This is a genomic window from Brevibacillus reuszeri (genome assembly GCF_001187725.1).
GTDB classification, from domain to species: Bacteria; Bacillota; Bacilli; order Brevibacillales; family Brevibacillaceae; genus Brevibacillus; species Brevibacillus reuszeri.
Window position 1 is genome coordinate 1,019,909 of the sequence record NZ_LGIQ01000009.1, and the last position, 17,677, is coordinate 1,037,585.

Genomic DNA, 17,677 nt, shown 5'->3' on the forward strand with positions numbered 1-17,677 from the left:
TCATCACCTCTGTTGGAATGCTACCTTCAAGCCCAGCAAGATATAAACAGATCCGACTATTCTGCCACTCCAAGGGCCAAGCCAGGAAATCCGCTTAACCAGATGTCCCAATGGGCGGATACTTACTGCAATCAAAGTCGTGTAAAAGAACCCCAGGATCACGAAGATCAATCCCAAGATAAGAAATTGCATCATGGATGCTCCCCGCTCCGGGTGTACAAACTGCGGTAAAAATGCCAGGAAAAATAAAGCGGTCTTTGGATTGAGGACCTCCGCAACGATCGCTTCCACGTACGCTTTAAATGGTGGCAGCGGAGCAACCTTTGGCAGCTCTGGATCAGTTGGCTTTTCCAGCAAGGCGCGAATTCCCAGGTAAATCAGGTAAGCAGCTCCCGCGTACTTTACAACATGAAATGCGAGTGCAGAGGTCATCAAAATCGCAGAAAGTCCTACCGCTGCAAAAACCGTATGAATGAAATCACCTGTCGCAATGCCAAAGCCTGCCATGATCCCTGCTTTTCGACCGCCCTGTACAGTTCGAGTCGCGGTCAATAATACGGCTGGACCCGGAATCAAGAACAGTCCAATGACAACAGCCAAAAAAGCACCCAATGTAGAAAAGTCAATCATGATGTTTCTTCCCTTCTGTTCAACATCGCTCGCAGACTTTTTCATTATAGTCCTTACAGAACATTGCGACAAGTTCTCATTACTTTGTTAATTCCTTCTCAGCTAATGCTTTTTGCGTCCTGATTTCCCGTTTTTTCAAGCTCACCCATACCTGAGCGGCGATAAAGATCGACGAATAGGTTCCGCTGATCAGACCAAAGATCAAGGCCAACGAAAAATGGTAGACTCCCTCGCTGCCGTACAAGGCAATCGCCATGACCGTTATGAATACCGTCAATACGGTAAAAACTGAGCGGCGCATTGTCTGCCATAAGCTTACATTTACGAGCTGCTGCAGCTCCTCGAAGGTCTTTACTTTGCGATTTCGCATATTTTCACGTATGCGGTCAAAGATGACGATGGTATCGTTGATAGAGAAACCTACAATCGTCAGGATCGCAGCAATGAACGTCAAATCAATCTCCAATTGAAAGAGTGAGAAGAGCGCCAGTGGAACAAAGACGTCATGTAACAAGGCGACAATGCAGGCAATGCCAAACAAAAACTGAAAGCGAATAGCGATGTAAATCGTAATGCCAACCGCCGCCAGAATTACTGCGATAGCTGCTTTCTTCACCATTTCATCTGCAATCATCGGGTCAACAGTCGATTCCTGCATATTTACCTGGCTCCCATAGTTCTGCTTGAGACTCTTTTGAATCTCTTCCAGCTCCAGCTTGTTTATCGGTTTCTCAAAAGTAGTCGTCGCCCATTCATTCTTACTGCCATACTTGACGACAGGCTTGAACTCACTTTCAGGGACCTTTTGGTTAAGGACGGTTTCGATTTCCGCTGAGTGAAATTCTTTTCCGATATACATGTCTAGTCTTGTGCCAGCTTTGAAATCAACTCCTACATGTAAACCAAAGTAAAACATCGAGCAAAGTCCCAGTACCAGAATACTTGTAGAGAGCACGTAAAAGCTGCGGCGCCTTTTCACGATGTCAAATCGTACGAGCTGGGCATCCTCCCTCTCCCCAATATCTCGCTTCGCCACCCCGTACCATTCTGGCCGCTTAAATAGATTCGCTTTGAGCAGCAGAGAAAGCAGCCACCTCGACCCGAAAACATTCGTAAACAGGCTTACGATTAACGTCATGATCAAGATGGTGGAAAAGCCTTGGATGGAACTGGAACCAAATGCCATCAAAACAAGTGCAGCGATAATGGTCGTCACATGAGAATCCAAAATGGTGATGAATGATCGGCGCTGACCAGTACGAAATGCCGATAATGCTGTTTTGTGGCTGCGCAGCTCCTCCTGAATACGCTCATACGTAATAATATTTGCATCAACCGCCATGCCAACTGACAAAATAAAGCCTGCGATCCCAGTCAGAGTCAGAGTTGCGTTCATCCAAGACAGCACCAGTAAACAAATGTAGGTGAAAAAGACAAGCGTGATGTTTGCAATCATTCCTGGCATCCGATACATCCACAGCATGAACAAAAGGACCACACCAAACCCTACGTAACCGGCAAACAGTGTCTTCTCGAGCGCCATTGCCCCTAAGCTGGCTCCGACAGAGTTTGTCTGGAGCTCGACCAGCTTGGCAGGCAGAGCCCCTGAATTCAAAATATCCCTGAGCTGCTTGGCCTCTTCCAATGAGTGCTGTCCCCTGATCTGCGCCTTCCCGGCTGTAATGACTTCCTCAATCACTGGATTGGTCAGCATCTCATCATCGAGATAAATCGCTACATTTTTATGGAGATTGTGTTTGGTCACATCGGCAAACTTCTGCGCATCAGCAAATTTCAAAACAATCAATGGTCGTTTTAGGTCATCAAAATCTACACTGGCTCCATTCGGCGCCAAATCCCGTCCTTCCATCACCGTTCTTCCCTGTTCATCTCGAAAGGTGAGCACGGCAGGCTTCCCGATCAAATCCCGGAGCGTGTCCTCATTCGTGACACCTGCCAGCTTGACTCGAATGCGATCCGGATTTTCGATTGTGACTTCAGGCTCTTTGACACCACCGATATTGACTCGTTTATCAATCATCGTTGCTGTTACGTTCAATAAATCTTTCGTAACGGCCTCTCCTTCTTGCATTGGCTCAACTTGGTACAAGATTTCAAAGCCACCCTGCAAATCCAGGCCCAAATTGATTTTTTGGGCGATGCCCGGCGTAGTGGCTAACATGAACCAGCTAGCAGCAAGGACGATCACGATAAAACTGACGACTCTGGACCATTTCTTCACTTTCTTACTCCCCATTTCATTCTATTTTGCTAGATGAAAGGGAGGTACAACTATGTATCTTGATTCAAAATGAATTGGGTATAAAAGAAATGTCTGTTTTAAGATCGGAATCACAGAGAAAAGAAACCGCCTGATTTTGGATCGGTAACGAACAAACAGTAAGGTGAAAATGATGCAAAGCATGAAAAGGAACGAAAAGAAAGTCGGCGCCTGATGATTTTCCTTGAGAAATGTTGCATGCTCATCAAAAGGCAGATGCTCTATGAGTAAAGATTGCTCTGTGCTTGTTCCCGCCTCCAAAGGGAGCTGAAGCGAATTCAAGCAAAACAAAGCAATCATGATCACCGCTATAATAACCTTAACCCACTTGGTCATAGTATTTTCATCACCTCCCTGCTATTGGCACCTCTATGCCAGCTTAACCTCATTCCCCTATTTACGCGAGTGCCTGGAAAAAGTTTCATGAAGCAGGAGTTGTGCTCCTTATGAAGTAAAATTATGGTAGGCTTAAAGAAAAAATGGATCAGCTATCATGAGAGAGGAGAATGAATATGGGAGCATGGGGATACAAAGCATTAGAAAGCGATGAGGGTTTGGATGTAGTCGATTTTTTAAAGGATTATCTCCAAAATCATTTGGATTCAAATCATCTGAAGCTGTCAGAATTCGTTGCTGCAATGAAAGACAAGGGCTTTTTTGGAGAGACCTTTGAGGACGTTGATTTTTTCTACGATACGAGTGCAATGGCGCTTGCAGAGCTTTATCTGAAGTACCTTGATACGGGAAAAATTTATGAGGCTGACATCGAATTTGAAAAAGCTCATTCTGTTACAGCGGACGAAAAATCTTTGAGATTCATTTTGCGATATTTAACAGACATCAGAGATGAAGTCCAAGATGGTGATCAACCGAGGGAAATCATAGAACTATGGAGTGAATCATCAAGCTGGGCTGAATGGAAAGCAAACCTGGAATCTCTGATTCATCGCGTGGAAAAAGAAATCGCCAGCGTTTCATAGTGAAATGACGTCTGATCGCATCAAAACACTTTCATCGTTAAATAAAAAGCAGTGGCAGTCATAAACTTTGCCCAAGTCCCTTTCTGCCTCTGCTTTTTCCTCCCCTACTTTACTCGTATGACTATTTTTCCTTTTGCGCTTCGTGCATCTACCCCACTCGTCCAGTACTGAGGCATGCTGTTTCCAAGCAGAAACACCCCCAAAAAGGAGGTGTTATCCACGCTTATGCCTGTTCTACCGCTCCATGTTCCATATAAATCAACTCCCATAGATGACCGTCCAAATCCTGAAAACTCCTGCTATACATAAAGCCGTGATCTGTTGGCTCGTTGGAAGCAGTACCTCCGGCAGCAAGTGCTTTCCCTACGATCTCATCTACTTGTTCCCTGCTATCTGCCGAAAGTGCCACTATGACTTCTGTGCTCGTCGATGCATCGGCAATGTCTTTTTTGGTAAAGGTTTTAAAGAAGCCCTCAACAAGTAGCATGACATAAATGTGATCGCTTATCACCATACAGGTTGCGTTGTCGTCGGTAAACTGCTGATTAAACGAGAAGCCAATCTTTGAAAAAAAGTCGATGGATGCCTGTAAATCCTTCACCGGTAAATTGACAAAGATTTTGTCTGCCTGCACTCCCACACCCGATCACTCCTACGGTTTGATTGGTAGTCGACCCTTAAAGCGAATGATTGAATGATTACTAAAAGACTCAGTCACTACATCTTGATTTTACCATTTACTAGGTATGATTCTGCAAGAATATTTCGATTACATATGTATGTTGTTTTGATTAACACGAATCCTCGTGTTCTCGCTTTTTCCCTTTGCTCCCACTATTCCAAAATACGATCAGGACAAGCCCAGCTGCTAGTAGAGAGAAGAGAAGGCGGAGCTTATTTTCTCCAAAATAGATCAAATCATGCCCGACAAACGTTTCGAAGACCATCGAAGGAATTTTTCCGATGAAGGTGGCGAGCAGAAAGTCACCAAACGACAGGCTGGTAATCGCTGCCCCCAGATTGATCACTCCTGAAGGGATAAAAGGATTCAATCGAAGCAGGACAATCGCGAGACATTTTCGAAATCGTGACGTACCATTTATTCGCTGAACCCATTGGAACGAATCCAGCTTTTGCAATCGCATGCTGCTGCGAATACCATAACGATAGAGCAAAAAAGCGATAGCAGCACCTGCAACCTCACCCGTCAATGAAATCAAAAATCCGCCATACAAACCAAAGACGACAGCATTTGCCCCCGATAAAAAAATGGAAGGCAAGACGCCCGCCACGCTGATCACGATATTTAACACAATACTTCCGGCGATACCCAGTATTCCCCAGGAACGAATCCATTCTGCTAATCCGTCCACATTTGTCAACCAATCCATCCGTCAGCGAAAGCTCCTCTCAGTGTTCTTACCGTTATATTCCATGTCTGTGATTACTTTAAACCAAAAAAGGGTAAAAAAACAAACTGTTGCAGCCTGACAGCTACAACAGCTTGTTTTGAATACGAGCCTATTCTTCTGAGATGGCGATATACACTTCCACTTGGGCATGATTAGGATCAGCACAACGAACCCCATCATAGCGTTCAAAATCAGCGGTATACGTGCGCTTGTTTCCTGGCTGCTTCGACCACTCCCAGATTTTCTCCCAAGCTTCTATAACGACTTCTGTTACCGGACCAACGCGAGTGGTAAAAACGGCGTAGGTTGCTTGTGGGACGGTTGTTATAGATAGATCAACAGGAAGCTCAGCCTCTTTTTCCACCTCCACCCCTATTAAAAGAGAGTAAGAGCCTTTTTCATCACTCTCATAGTCTGAATAGACTCCGTAAACGACTCCCTGCTCTGCTTGATTTGGAGTGCTGTTTGGAAAGCCTTCTGCATAGTAACGCTGCCACAGTGCTCCGATCTTTGCATTTGGTCCGTGTTCTGCTTCGTTGGTCGTGACAACTTTGAGTCCAGCGATTCGCTTTTCGCCCAGCTTTACAATTTTATGGTCCATGATGGTTCCACGCTCCTCGAAATCGTTATTTACAAGAAACAGTATACCGATCCTACCCTGACATCTATCTGTCAACGTTAGAAGCTTTTTCGTATTGAAGGAGCATTTTTTTTATCGTTTCCCCCATGCGCTCTTTGATATAAGCCGGTTCGAGCACAAAAAGTGATTCACCATAGCTTAGCAGCATTCCGTGCAGCCATTCATCGTCTGCCATCACGGTCCGCACCAGCAAATAACCATCCTCCTGAATTTCAATCGTTTCTGGCTGAAACATATCACGCACTCGCACATGAACCGCTGGAGCAAAACGAAGCACGAGCTCCACACGCGGCCCTGTATCCCAATCCTCTTGCCATACGAGCTTGTCTACTTCACTTTTGTGGGGCATAAATTCCTCCGTGAGCACCACCAGCTGCTCAATCCGCGAGAGTCGAAATAATCGATATTCCATACGGCGTAGACAATAGGCATAGACGTACCAGACATAGCCTTTGATGATCAGCGAAATCGGTTCTATCGTTCGTTCTTCAGACTGTCCACCGATTTTCGTATAGACGATGCTCACTCGCATTTTGCGCGCAATCGCATCTCGTAGCGTGCTGACTTTTTGTGCGATAGCAGGTGTGCTGCCCCACGGATTAAAGTCGTAGACTACTGGATGCTGATTGTAGGCAATCGAGGGCGATGAAGTAGATAGAAGCACATTGATTTTCTCCAAAAGCTGCCCAATCTGCTTATCCTCTGTGGAAGAGTGTACACCTTTTAGCGCTGCAATAACCGCCACGAGCTCTTCCAAAGAAAGATATTGCCGATCGATCGTAAAGCTCTCCATAATTTCGTAGCCGCCACTTGAGCCTGGATAGGCAACAATCGGGATTCCTGCTGCATTGATGGCATCCAGATCGCGATAAATCGTGCGCAATGAAACTTCAAAATGGTCAGCAAGCTCTCTGGCGCTTAGCCTGCGCCGATTTAAAAGCATCATGATGATGGCTAGCAATCGTTCTAGCTTCAATGGTATTCAGTCCTCTCCTTGCCCATTAAGAGCAAATACAAAGAAGGGAATTCACAGCAATGAAGCTTGCTGTAAATCCCCTCCTGACACTCGGTATCGTTCAATCTTAAACACCTGTGCGTCTGCGTTGGTTGTTTGGTTTTTTCGTATGTTGGCTTTTCACCGTTTGATTTTTTGCCTTTTGATTGGCAGGGTTATTCGCTTGCGCTTGTGCTTGCTTTTTTTCTGCCAATTTGCGTTTCATCGCCTCTTGCAGGCTAATTTTTGCAGGCTTTGCTTCTACGGTTTCTTTTTCGTTTTGATTTTGTTCCGACATGCATAGCAACCCCTCATAAATAATGGTCTTCTCCCTTGTATTCTAGAGCAAGATAAGAGGAACTACTAGCAGGAATCAACCCGTTATTTTGCACGAAGCTGCATTAATTTGACTCCGCTCGCCTGATATTTCAGAATATCCTCTAAAAGCTCCGCCAGATAAGCACCTGCCTCAATCGGCAAAGTACCTCCGCGATGAATATTGGAAATGACTGTACGATCTGATTCTACCGTATTCGTATCCGGTTTGTAAATCATGTAAGCACTGAGACTTTCTGCGGTTGCCAGTCCAGGTCGCTCGCCAATTAATGAAATCACGACTTTGCAATTGACGATAGAGGCTACCTGATCCTGCACCCATACCCGCCCACGATGGATAAACACCGGTTTTCCCACGCTAATATTGCGCATCGCCAAGCCTTGCAGGAGTGCAGGCAGCAGATCTGGGATCGTTGCTTCGCAAGCAGACGTACTGAGTCCGTCCGAAATAATGATTTGAACGTCTTTGCCTTTATCGCCATTTTGCTCGAGCCAGCGGACCGACTCTTCTGAAAGCGCCCGCCCAGAGTCCAGATTCATCAAATAATCGGACATATCCGCGGATTTGGTATGGAGAGCTGGAAGCTGCAAGGTTTCGAGCAAAGTAGGACTGATGGTTTTCATGACCGCGTCCTGAGCAGCAGCCTGATCAATACGGAACTGCAAGTAGCTACCGGTTTTCATGCGCGTACCAGCGCGTCCAATTCCGATTCGTGCCGGTGTCCGCTTCATCGCAGCCTCCAGAGCCTCCGGATTGTTCGGCCGCTCTACGCCTTGCTGTTTTTCCTCAGGAAATTGAATCACGTCTTGCTCTTTCCGGGTAAGCTCCTCCAGTACGCGTTGGACCAGGTCATCCAAATTAATCTGTTTCATTGTGCTTCCCCCATTCTCGCTAGTCAAAAATCGTTAAATCCCCTGCTCGCTCTGTCAAGCGTCCATTCTCCATAATCTCCATTTTTTCCAGCCATTTCTCGAATTCACGCAGTGGACGAAGCCCGAGAAGCTCGCGATAGCTAGCGTCGTCATGGAAGCTTGTATCCTGATAGCTCAGCATGACGTCATCTCCACCAGGCACTCCCATATAAAAATTGGCTCCGCCAAGTGTCGTCAGCATACCGGCAATTTCCTGATCGTTCTGGTCTGCATGCATATGGTTCGTGTAAGTAGGCGCAATTCCCATAGGCAGACCATGAAGTTTGCCCATAAACAAGTCTTCCAAATCGGCACGGATCATCTGTCTGCCATCGTACAATGTCTCAGGTCCGATAAAGCCGGACACATTGTTGACCATAAATGGCTTCCAATGTCTGCAAAAGCCGTACGTACGCGCCTCCAAGGTTTGCATATCCACGCCTTCATGCGATTCCAAGGATACTTCAGAGCCTTGTCCAGTTTCAAAATACATGACGTTTGGTCCTGTAGCAGTTCCTTTACGCAGCATCAGTTCCATCGCTTCATCCAAAATATCCTTGCTTACCCCGAAAGCATCATTCGCCCGCTGGGAGCCTGCCAAACTTTGGAACATCAACGAGATCGGCGCTCCCACGCGCAATGCCTGCATCTGTGTCGTAATATGTGCGAGCACACAGTTTTGTGTCGGGATCTGCCATTTCTGCATAAAGTCATGCGTCATCTTTAGCAGCTTGGTTACGCTTTCAACAGAGTCGTTATTCGGGTTAATCCCAATGACAGCATCTCCTGAACCATAAGAAAGTCCTTCTTTTATCGAAGCCAGAATGCCGTCTGGATCATCAATCGGATGGTTAGGCTGGCAACGGAATGCGAGTCGTCCCGGCTCCCCAATCAGGGTGTTGCAGTAAGCCTGATGCCGCATTTTTTGCGAGGCCATAACCAGGTCAATACTCGACATCAGCTTGGCCGTAGCCGCGATCATCTCACTCGTAAGCCCTCTGCCAATTCTCGTCAATTCAGGCATTCCTGATGAAAACGACAGGATGTACTCACGCAGCTCGCCAACAGTCCAATTTTTAATCTCATCGTAAATAGAAAGATTCAGATCATCATAAATAATCCGCGTCACTTCGTCTGTTTCATAGGGGATGACCGGATTTTCATAAATGTCTGAAAGACGCATTTCGCTCAATACGACTTTGGCTGCCATACGCTCCAGCGCAGACTCGGCACCCAGCTTGCTCATGCGATCTCCAGACTTTTCTTCACTTGCTTTTGCCAATACTTCTCGCAGGGACCCAAACTGATATGTTTGTTTACGTATCACACATGCCAACTTCATATTCAGCTTCACTCTCTTTCACGTTTGAGTCGAATGAAATGTAGCAAGCCTGGCTGCGTCATGTCGATGGCGGAACCGCGGCTTTACTTATACTGGACAGGAATGTGTTCATTCCTATTTGTACAAAAAGGCGCTTTGAATAACAGACGGAATTTCTCCATCTCTATCCAAGCGCCTTTGCTTTTTCTTTTTACTTTTCGATAACAATGCTGTGTTTGGCTAAAGCCGATGCTACAGCCGGTAAAAAGTCTTCCTCCATAACAGGCTTAGCCAGATAAGCACAAATTCCTTTTGCCTTGGGATGGTCCGCCATATCCTTTTGGCTATAGGCGGTTAAGAGCATTACGTCTACATTTGATTCTCTGTGAATAATTCCAGCAGCAGTCAATCCATCCATGACCGGCATTTTCACGTCCATGATGATAAGATGAGGCTTCCACTTTTGCGTCAATCGAACAGCTTCTTCCCCGTTTTTTCCTTCTGCCACTACGTCGTAGCCCTCCGCCTGCAGCATCTCAATCAGGTCCATTCGGGTAATAGGATCATCGTCTACGATAATGATTCGATAATGATGACGCAAAATTCCACCTCCTGATCATAAGAGAATGGACGTGCCAACACTTCAAGAAATGTTCTACAAAAATCGACGCCATTGTCGATCATTCTTCGTTCTTTCAGAATAATAACATTATATCCGTATTTTTTTACTATTTCCACCCTTAATAGTCCGATTCATTGAGAGAGCTGAATTAATAGGAGAGTTATACATCAAGAGCTATCATTGATATTTTTTTAATTTTTCGTAAAATCCAGATCTGCTTATCCCGAGCATCCGTGCGGCTTTTGCTTTGTTCCCGTTTGTCTCGCGCAGTGCACGTTCCAATTCGTTTTTTTTTGCGCTCTGAACCAATAACTTGCAGTCCCGCTCATCAGCTTGCTTGATCATCTCCTCGGGCAAATCTGTAACGGAGATTAGCCCATGCTCTGCCATAATCATGCCACGCTCAATTACATTACGCAGCTGACGAATGTTCCCAGGCCAATCGTATTGCGCAAACAGCTTTTGAACGGTTTCATCTATTCCCGTAATGGAAGTATCCAGAATCGGATTTAGCTGCTTGATAAATGCATCGGCCAACATCAGTGTATCGTTGCCGCGCATTCGTAGCGGAGGGAGTGTAAATGTGACCACATCCAGCCGGTAGTACAATTCTTCTCGAAACCTCCGCTGCAGCATCAACTCCTCCAGTGGGGCATTCGTCGCAGAGATGATGCGGACATCTGTTTGAATCGATTTGGTCCCGCCGATTCGAAAAAATTCCTTTCCTTCGATGACCCGAAGCAGCTTGGCCTGCAGATGCATAGCCATGTCTCCGATTTCATCCAAGAACAAGGTACCCCCATGAGCCAGCTCTAATTTCCCAATGCGTCCAGCCCGATCTGCCCCTGTAAAGGCTCCTGTTTCATAGCCAAAAAATTCAGCCTCCAACAAATGCTCTGGAACAGATGCGCAGTTAATGGTAACAAACGGTCTGGAAGCTCGTGGGCTGGCATTATGGATGGCTTGTGCAAACAATTCTTTGCCCGTGCCACTCTCCCCACGAATCATGACAGCCGTATTTCTACGTGCCGCCTTTTTCGCAAGGTCAATCAATTGAATCACCGCTTTATCGAGCGATAAAATATGTCCCCAGTCATACTGTGCTTGCGGAGACTGTTTTTGTGCACCTCTATCCAATTGACGATTTCCTTGGTCGCTTTTATCGAGTATCATGTGTGCGCGGACCTGACTGATCACCCTTCCAGGCTCACCCCTGTCTCCACTCGTATCACAAATCAGGTCCAATAACGCCATCATGATATCCGTGTTCATATAGCTTTCAATTGCCGTAGTCACAGGTAGCTTGTCCAGTATCATCCGGTACAACTCGCGATGCGAAAAAACACCTACCCATTTGCCCTGAGCGTCTCCTACCGGAAGCATATCCATCTGCGTCTCCAGCATCACGCGAGCGGCATCTTCCAGTGTGTCGGTTGGGCGTAGGTAGGTGGTAATCGGTTGCATGATTTTTTGCATGGTCATACGTCCGCGTCCCTCCGATACAATGAAGTCTCCTTTGTAATATCATACGACACGTCGGGAAATATCCCCTGCTTGAAGCAAGATGGTAAGCACGATAGAAACAAGGCGCTATCAGCTGGACTGCTCTATCTGTACGCGAAGATCACAAACCAATTGAGACATTGTCACGCCTCCTAAAATATCCTCCATTGCATTTTGGGCACGAGTAAGAATCAGTTCCAGCACAAACTGGATATTGGCCCCCACCGGACACTGCGGGTTTGGTTGTTCATGGATATGAAAAAGCTGCCCTTCTTCGACCACATCAACAGCACGATAGACATCCAAAAGCGTGATCTGCTCCAAATCTTTTGCGAGGGTCGCTCCACCAGCGCCTGCACGGACGTTGACGAGCCCCGCTTTTTTTAACTGCCCCAGCACTCTGCGGATGATAACTGGATTCGTATTGACACTTCCTGCAATCCATTCGGATGTATTGTGAGCATGCGGTTCTATCGAAAGTAGCGATAAAATATGGACAGCTACCGAGAAGCGGCTACTAATTTTCATAAAGGTCACCCTTTCGTTGTAATGATTATAGTTACATCGACAGACAGAAGTCAAGTTAACCATTCCGTCACATCTGTTTTTGTCGTATCTTTCTTCAGTCAACTATAATTACCTTGTCTTGATTCCATTTTTTTGAAAAGGAGTGTTGTCTGCATGATGCGTCCACAGATTGATGTCTCACCAGCAACGGCCTTGTTAGACGTACCTGTTCATATTACACTAAGCGGCTTTGCTCCTCATCAATTAATCACACTACACGCTACTTTAAATAACGGACTTCCCGGAGGCGAGTTAACCGCCTCCTCTCACGCCATATTTCAAGCAGATGAGGACGGCAATGTTGATCTGGTTTCGCAGGCCCCTCTATTCGGCACATACGAAGGTATTGATCCGATGGGACTGTTCTGGTCGATGCATGTCAAGGCGATGCGTTTTTACAGTCCATACAATCTCGATGATTTTGAGTTTTCACCTCGCTCTACCGAGATTGTCTTGACCGCTGAGGTAAACGAAAAGCCCGTCTCGACAGCTACCGTTAAACGCTTCTTTGCCTCCCGTGATGTCTCGATTGTGAAGGTCCGCGAGAATGGTCTGATCGGGCAATTTTTTTACAACTCACAAGCACAGGATCGTCCTGCTGTTCTCGTACTGGGTGGAAGTGAAGGTGGTATTGGTTCGTCCTCGCAATTCGCTGCCCTTTTTGCTTCCAATGGCTTTCCAGCACTTGCCCTCGCTTACTTCCAGTGTGATGACCTACCTGATGATATTCGTCAAATTCCCCTCGAATATGTACAGAAAGCAGTTCAATGGCTCAAGCACCAACCGACTGTTGACCCAGAGAAGATCGTCGTCTTTGGACGTTCAAAAGGAGCAGAACTGGCGCTTGTCATGGGCTCCATCGATCCTGAAATAAAAGCAGTCATTGCCTCTAGTCCCAGCTCTACGGTATCCATTGGGTGCGATCGCGAATCGGCTGACTCCGAGATTTTTTCCCCTCAGTCCTCCTGGTCCTTCCGTGGTGAACCGCTCCCTTTTGTTCACTGGACGCAGGAGCAATCGGTTGAATCACAGGTGCTGCTGGATGCAGGCGAGCGCATCGACCATATTCACGCCGCTGCCTGGAGGGCGTGCGAATGGCTGGAGGATGCTGCGATTCCGGTCGAAAGGATCAACGGTCCCATTCTGCTGCTCTCATCTGATGACGATCACTGGTGGCCAGCCGCCGAGCATTGTGAGCGAATGGTCCAACGCTTGCAAGCGAATCAGTTTCCGCACCGTATCGTGCATCTTACATATAAGGACACTGGTCACGCCATTCGTTTTCCCTATATCCCGACCACGCGTACACGTTTAAACGGTGGAACAGCAAAAAACAATGCCTATGCCTCCGAGCACTCGTGGCGTGAGGTACTTCGTTTTCTGGAAACTACTTTTGCCTAAAACTACTGGCTGTCCTCTGCTAATCTGCAGCTTTGTAATGGACAAGTCCCTACATACGAGGAACGGATTTGTCTACAGCTGCCTAATGATTCCGATAGAGAAACAGGTAAAGCCTACTTTCATGACGAAGTAGGCTTTACACGTATTTCCATATAAGAAAGGATGTTGACTGAAATGGACTGCATTTTTTGCAAAATCGTAAATGGTGAATTGCCTTCCAAAAAAGTATATGAGGACGAGCATGTGGTCGCCTTTCACGATATCAATCCGATTGCTCCAGTTCATATACTCATGATCCCAAAAAAGCATATTCAATCTGTCCTCGCGATTGAGCCTGAAGACAAAGAGCTGATCGGTCATCTCCACCTCTCTTTGCAAAAAGTTGCGGAAGAAATGGGCGTTACAGAACAAGGCTTCCGAATCGTGACCAATATCGGCGAGCATGGTCAGCAAACCGTTTTCCACCTGCATTATCACCTGATTGGCGGCAAGCAGCTCAAGTGGACCATGTAATGACTTAGCGTTCTATACCGGATGTGATGTGGCGGGCAATTCCTTCCCCGTGAAAACGGCCATTTTCGATAAAGATAGCATTCGCGTGGTGGCCCGCTGCAATCACTCCTGCGATGTAGAGATGTGGGACATTCGTTTCCATCGTTTCTGGATCATGCTGTGGAATTCCTGAATCTGGGTCGGTCTTCACGCCAAGCGAATGCAGGAAGGATCGATCTGGACGATAGCCAATTAAGGAAAAAACATGATCATTGTCCAGGCTGATAACCTCTGAACCCGTATTTACGTGGATCGAACGCTCCTCGATACTTGTTACATTTGCTCCAAAATACATACGGATGCGCCCTTTAGTGATGAGACTCTCAAAAACGGGTCTTGTCCATGCCTTCACTTTTTCGGACAGCTCAGGTCTGCGGCAAATGACCGTCACATGTGCCCCTGCCCGCTCCAGCTCCATCGCAGCATCAACTGCCGAATTGTTACCACCTACCACCGCTACATTCATTCCCGAAAAAGGATGAGCTTCCTTATAAAAAGAGGAGACCTTGGGCAGTTCTTCACCTGGTACGCCCAAGTGATTTGGATTGTCAAAATAGCCAGTTGCAATAATCAAATTTTTCGTCTCGTATACATGCGACGTCGAAAAACGATCTGTCGTAGTCACGCGAAACCCACCTGCAGTCTGTACTGCTCCGGTAACTGTCTCATAGACATTCACACGAAGGTTTTCACGCGAGGCTACCAAACGATAGTAGTTGAGAGCTTCCTGTCTTGTCGGCTTGTCGTTCGCCGTTGCAAATGGAACACTGCCGATCTCCAAAAGCTCTGGCGTGCTGTGAAAAATCATATATGTGGGGTACCGATAAATGGAGTGGACAAGCGATCCTTTTTCGATAATGATCGGATCCAGCCCTGCTCGTTTACAAGCAATCGCCGCTGCCAGGCCACATGGTCCTCCTCCTACGATAAGTACGTCTTCCATTTCTCTCCCGCCTCGTTTCGTATCTTCTCTCTCCTGCCATTGCCTTCTTATCATACCACATCGCCAAGCTCTCTAAAGAGTTCACTTGCCATCCCTTTTTCCAATAAATAGCCAATGAAAGACTGGTTATCTCTCCTTATACTGGATGTATGATGAATAAACAACGTATACATATTTGGTTTGTTTCACTTGTTTTGCTGATGTACAGCCTCACACTGGCAATCGGAGTTCCTGCCTCCACTGCATCTACGAACAGCTTGCGTGATATTGGAAACAGCTATGCAGAGCAGCAAATTCGCTCGCTTTATGAAGCTGGTGTCATTGCTGGGGATGAAAACGGGTATTTCCATCCCACCAGCCCTGTCACCCGTGCGGAGTTCGTAACGATGCTGGGTCGCGCACTGGGAATTAAGCCTGTATCGGGAACCGTCGTCTCCTATACAGATGTCCCAAAAAGCTCATGGGCATACGGATACGTGCAGGCCGCAGCCGCTCTGAACATCGCGAACGGCATTGGCCCATCGACATTTGCTCCAAAGCGGACGATTTCCCGGGAGGAAGCTGCCGCTTTTCTCGTTCGCGCACTGGAACAAGACGCCTCTACTACAACTAGCCTCGGCGTAAAGGATGCAAATACTGTTTCAAGCTGGGCACGTAACTCGGTTAGCAAAGCGATCCAAAAAAATTGGCTGGTCGGCTACCAGGGATACTTCCGCCCACAAGCTGCTCTGTCTCGACAGGAAACAGCCGTGATCTTACAGCGAATTCTGGATGATCTGAATGAAAAACCAGTTTCCTCCAAGCCGCTTGTATCACTCGGATGGCAGTATCAATCCACGACAGAGGAATTTATTGCACAAGTCAAAAAGAGTGGTGTCAACACGATCTCGCCACGCTGGTATTTCCTGCAAAAGGATGGCACCGTTAGTGATTTGACTGATACTTCGCTTGTTCACTGGGCACATGACAATAGCAAGAAGGTCTGGGCACTCTTTGGCAATAAATTTGATAGTGCAGCTACGCATGCAGCACTCTCGGATGCAAGCAAGCGCAAAGCGGTTGTGCAAAAATTGTCAGGCTTTATCGACAAGTACCAATTGGATGGAATCAATGTTGATTTCGAAGGCTTCGCACCTGCTGATCGTAACAACTTTACTTTGTTTATTCAGGAGCTAGCTACTGCACTGCATGCAAAGGGAGCTGTACTGTCCGTCGATATCCCACCTGACTCGGGTACAGACTGGAGCGAGCCTTATGACTTCGCGAAGCTGGCGAAATATGCAGACTATCTTGTATTGATGGCTTATGAAGAACATTGGGTCGGCGGGATCAAATCAGGCTCTGTTGCCTCCTTGCCATGGATCAAGCAAATCATCTCTGATCTGCTGCGTGAAGTGCCTGCGCAAAGGCTGATTGTCGGCCTGCCGCTATACACCCGTGACTGGTATCAGTCTGGTAAACAGCTGCAGTCAGTCGATCTGAGCATCCCAGAATCGTATCAACTGATCTCCCAGTACAAAGCAACCACAAAGTGGGATGACTCTCTTGGACAATACCGTTCTACCTATCAAAAACAAGGAGTGACACATACGATCTGGCTGGAGGAAAGCCGATCAATGGGATTAAAAGTACAAGCAAGCCTGCAGTGGCAAATTGGCGGCTTGGCCTACTGGTATGTCGGTTCTGAATCTACCGATATGTGGACGGCGATTGCCAATTCGCTCACACTCAAGAAGGCTCGCGAACGATTATAGAAATGAATCTATGGATGATTGTGATTGCTAGCCGGAAATTATCGTACCGGTTGGCGTCACAATCATTTTTTGCTTATTTGCAGAAAAAATTTCCAAACAAAAAAACACGTTTTATTTCTTCCATATTTGAGCAAATTACAGATATTCAAGTTCGAAAGGAAGAACATCATGAAAAACAGTAACGATCAGACTTTGCGTGAGGCTTCCCAAGAAGTCGCTGATAAAATGTACGACTCCTCTTTTGAAAAGAGTTCTTCCCAGATGGAAAAAGGATTGGCTTCGACGCATGAACAAGTCAGCGATACCTTTATGCAAGGCACGAGCGACGAAAGCCTCGACCCAGAGGAAGAGTAACAGGACGACGAAATCCTCCCTACTTGAAAATGGCTGATCTGACCAAAAAGCATCTTGCCTGAGCAAGAAGGCTTTTTTTTTCGAAACCATTCCCCCGCTTTTTTCGTATCTTCTAAAGAGTTCTTCTTATGGAGGTGCCACATGGGTTATTTTTCTCGATTGGTAGACAATCTTTTTTCTTGTGAATTCATCTCTCCTTGGGTAACAGAAGATGAATTCCAGCGAAATATTCGTTTGCTTCAGACACAAAAGTGGTTCCTCAAGTGGCAGCTGGACGAGAAACATCAGTATCTTCTGCACCATAATCATCACGTTGCCAGTCTCTTGATCGATAAGGATTACGTCCAACAGCTTCTTGCACAGCAGGAAACTCAGGCCGAATTTTTGCACGAGATGGAGCAGTTGAAAAATACCTATGAATGGGAAAAATTGACATAAGGTCGCCTGTTGATCATTACGCAAACAAAAAACCGCC

General features: G+C 46.6%; 19 protein-coding genes. 6 read left to right on the forward strand and 13 right to left on the reverse strand.

Annotation, left to right across the window (positions count from 1 at the left end):
- Positions 1-3: 3 nt before the first annotated feature.
- Both ADS79_RS19055 and ADS79_RS19060 read right to left on the reverse strand, forming a co-directional pair.
- Complete coding sequence (locus ADS79_RS19055) at positions 4-630, reverse strand: LysE family translocator (protein WP_049739968.1); 627 nt, start codon at positions 628-630, stop codon at positions 4-6.
- Positions 631-709: 79 nt separating this feature from the next.
- Positions 710-2,872, reverse strand: coding sequence for a protein translocase subunit SecDF (locus tag ADS79_RS19060; protein WP_049739969.1), 2,163 nt, complete (start codon positions 2,870-2,872; stop codon positions 710-712).
- 545 nt (positions 2,873-3,417) lie between these two features.
- On the opposite strand from ADS79_RS19060, the gene ADS79_RS19070 reads away from it, so the two are divergent.
- The gene (locus ADS79_RS19070) at positions 3,418-3,891 is read left to right on the forward strand and encodes a DUF4259 domain-containing protein (protein ID WP_236700042.1); all 474 of its coding nucleotides are present in this window, start codon (positions 3,418-3,420) and stop codon (positions 3,889-3,891) included.
- Positions 3,892-4,114: 223 nt separating this feature from the next.
- On the opposite strand, the gene ADS79_RS19075 is transcribed toward ADS79_RS19070, so the two are convergent.
- From ADS79_RS19075 to ADS79_RS19120, 10 genes are all read right to left on the reverse strand, one after another.
- Positions 4,115-4,531, reverse strand: a complete 417-nt coding sequence (locus tag ADS79_RS19075; RefSeq protein WP_049739972.1) for a VOC family protein — start codon at positions 4,529-4,531, stop codon at positions 4,115-4,117.
- A 151-nt stretch (positions 4,532-4,682) separates the two neighbouring features.
- Complete coding sequence (locus ADS79_RS19080) at positions 4,683-5,282, reverse strand: TVP38/TMEM64 family protein (protein ID WP_049739973.1); 600 nt, start codon at positions 5,280-5,282, stop codon at positions 4,683-4,685.
- 130 nt (positions 5,283-5,412) lie between these two features.
- Positions 5,413-5,904, reverse strand: a complete 492-nt coding sequence (locus tag ADS79_RS19085) for a GyrI-like domain-containing protein (protein ID WP_049739974.1) — start codon at positions 5,902-5,904, stop codon at positions 5,413-5,415.
- 64 nt (positions 5,905-5,968) lie between these two features.
- Positions 5,969-6,919 (reverse strand): helix-turn-helix transcriptional regulator, encoded by a 951-nt coding sequence (locus ADS79_RS19090; protein WP_049739975.1) that lies wholly within the window; start codon positions 6,917-6,919, stop codon positions 5,969-5,971.
- 106 nt (positions 6,920-7,025) lie between these two features.
- Complete coding sequence (locus ADS79_RS19095; RefSeq protein WP_049739976.1) at positions 7,026-7,235, reverse strand: hypothetical protein; 210 nt, start codon at positions 7,233-7,235, stop codon at positions 7,026-7,028.
- 83 nt (positions 7,236-7,318) lie between these two features.
- The gene (eutC, locus tag ADS79_RS19100) at positions 7,319-8,146 is read right to left on the reverse strand and encodes an ethanolamine ammonia-lyase subunit EutC (RefSeq protein WP_049739977.1); all 828 of its coding nucleotides are present in this window, start codon (positions 8,144-8,146) and stop codon (positions 7,319-7,321) included.
- Between the two features lie 19 nt (positions 8,147-8,165).
- Positions 8,166-9,527, reverse strand: a complete 1,362-nt coding sequence (locus tag ADS79_RS19105) for an ethanolamine ammonia-lyase subunit EutB (protein WP_049739978.1) — start codon at positions 9,525-9,527, stop codon at positions 8,166-8,168.
- Positions 9,528-9,717: 190 nt separating this feature from the next.
- Positions 9,718-10,107, reverse strand: a complete 390-nt coding sequence (locus tag ADS79_RS19110) for a response regulator (protein ID WP_049739979.1) — start codon at positions 10,105-10,107, stop codon at positions 9,718-9,720.
- A 198-nt stretch (positions 10,108-10,305) separates the two neighbouring features.
- Positions 10,306-11,610, reverse strand: coding sequence for a sigma-54-dependent Fis family transcriptional regulator (locus ADS79_RS19115; RefSeq protein WP_049739980.1), 1,305 nt, complete (start codon positions 11,608-11,610; stop codon positions 10,306-10,308).
- Between the two features lie 111 nt (positions 11,611-11,721).
- Positions 11,722-12,159: an Rrf2 family transcriptional regulator gene (locus ADS79_RS19120; protein ID WP_049739981.1), complete on the reverse strand. Its 438-nt coding sequence runs from the start codon at positions 12,157-12,159 to the stop codon at positions 11,722-11,724.
- A gap of 153 nt (positions 12,160-12,312) precedes the next feature.
- Between ADS79_RS19120 and ADS79_RS19125 the strand changes: the two genes are divergently transcribed.
- Positions 12,313-13,599, forward strand: coding sequence for an acyl-CoA thioesterase/bile acid-CoA:amino acid N-acyltransferase family protein (locus ADS79_RS19125; protein ID WP_049739982.1), 1,287 nt, complete (start codon positions 12,313-12,315; stop codon positions 13,597-13,599).
- A 174-nt stretch (positions 13,600-13,773) separates the two neighbouring features.
- On the forward strand, positions 13,774-14,112 hold the full coding sequence (locus ADS79_RS19130; protein WP_049739983.1) for a histidine triad nucleotide-binding protein: 339 nt from the start codon (positions 13,774-13,776) through the stop codon (positions 14,110-14,112).
- A gap of 4 nt (positions 14,113-14,116) precedes the next feature.
- Here the strand turns inward: ADS79_RS19130 and ADS79_RS19135 are convergent, their stop codons facing one another.
- A complete protein-coding gene (locus tag ADS79_RS19135; protein ID WP_049739984.1) occupies positions 14,117-15,094 on the reverse strand; it encodes a YpdA family putative bacillithiol disulfide reductase in 978 nt (325 codons plus the stop codon).
- A 152-nt stretch (positions 15,095-15,246) separates the two neighbouring features.
- Between ADS79_RS19135 and ADS79_RS19140 the strand changes: the two genes are divergently transcribed.
- The 3 genes from ADS79_RS19140 (at position 15,247) to ADS79_RS19155 (ending at position 17,640) form a co-directional block, all read left to right on the forward strand.
- Positions 15,247-16,848 (forward strand): S-layer homology domain-containing protein, encoded by a 1,602-nt coding sequence (locus ADS79_RS19140; protein WP_236700043.1) that lies wholly within the window; start codon positions 15,247-15,249, stop codon positions 16,846-16,848.
- Positions 16,849-17,016: 168 nt separating this feature from the next.
- Positions 17,017-17,202, forward strand: coding sequence for a YozQ family protein (locus ADS79_RS19150; RefSeq protein ID WP_084765997.1), 186 nt, complete (start codon positions 17,017-17,019; stop codon positions 17,200-17,202).
- Between the two features lie 141 nt (positions 17,203-17,343).
- On the forward strand, positions 17,344-17,640 hold the full coding sequence (locus ADS79_RS19155) for a hypothetical protein (RefSeq protein WP_049739987.1): 297 nt from the start codon (positions 17,344-17,346) through the stop codon (positions 17,638-17,640).
- Positions 17,641-17,677 lie beyond the last annotated feature (37 nt).

What these genes read in the sequence shown, in the direction of transcription:
- ADS79_RS19055 (WP_049739968.1), bottom strand. Translation starts at nt 630, where the DNA reads ATGATTGACTTTTCTACATTGGGTGCTTTTTTGGCTGTTGTCATTGGA.
- ADS79_RS19070 (WP_236700042.1), top strand. Translation starts at nt 3,418, where the DNA reads ATGAATATGGGAGCATGGGGATACAAAGCATTAGAAAGCGATGAGGGT.
- ADS79_RS19080 (WP_049739973.1), bottom strand. Translation starts at nt 5,282, where the DNA reads ATGGATTGGTTGACAAATGTGGACGGATTAGCAGAATGGATTCGTTCC.
- ADS79_RS19085 (WP_049739974.1), bottom strand. Translation starts at nt 5,904, where the DNA reads ATGGACCATAAAATTGTAAAGCTGGGCGAAAAGCGAATCGCTGGACTC.
- ADS79_RS19095 (WP_049739976.1), bottom strand. Translation starts at nt 7,235, where the DNA reads ATGTCGGAACAAAATCAAAACGAAAAAGAAACCGTAGAAGCAAAGCCT.
- eutC (WP_049739977.1), bottom strand. Translation starts at nt 8,146, where the DNA reads ATGAAACAGATTAATTTGGATGACCTGGTCCAACGCGTACTGGAGGAG.
- ADS79_RS19105 (WP_049739978.1), bottom strand. Translation starts at nt 9,527, where the DNA reads ATGAAGTTGGCATGTGTGATACGTAAACAAACATATCAGTTTGGGTCC.
- ADS79_RS19115 (WP_049739980.1), bottom strand. Translation starts at nt 11,610, where the DNA reads ATGACCATGCAAAAAATCATGCAACCGATTACCACCTACCTACGCCCA.
- ADS79_RS19120 (WP_049739981.1), bottom strand. Translation starts at nt 12,159, where the DNA reads ATGAAAATTAGTAGCCGCTTCTCGGTAGCTGTCCATATTTTATCGCTA.
- ADS79_RS19125 (WP_049739982.1), top strand. Translation starts at nt 12,313, where the DNA reads ATGATGCGTCCACAGATTGATGTCTCACCAGCAACGGCCTTGTTAGAC.
- ADS79_RS19130 (WP_049739983.1), top strand. Translation starts at nt 13,774, where the DNA reads ATGGACTGCATTTTTTGCAAAATCGTAAATGGTGAATTGCCTTCCAAA.
- ADS79_RS19135 (WP_049739984.1), bottom strand. Translation starts at nt 15,094, where the DNA reads ATGGAAGACGTACTTATCGTAGGAGGAGGACCATGTGGCCTGGCAGCG.
- ADS79_RS19140 (WP_236700043.1), top strand. Translation starts at nt 15,247, where the DNA reads ATGAATAAACAACGTATACATATTTGGTTTGTTTCACTTGTTTTGCTG.
- ADS79_RS19150 (WP_084765997.1), top strand. Translation starts at nt 17,017, where the DNA reads ATGAAAAACAGTAACGATCAGACTTTGCGTGAGGCTTCCCAAGAAGTC.
- ADS79_RS19155 (WP_049739987.1), top strand. Translation starts at nt 17,344, where the DNA reads ATGGGTTATTTTTCTCGATTGGTAGACAATCTTTTTTCTTGTGAATTC.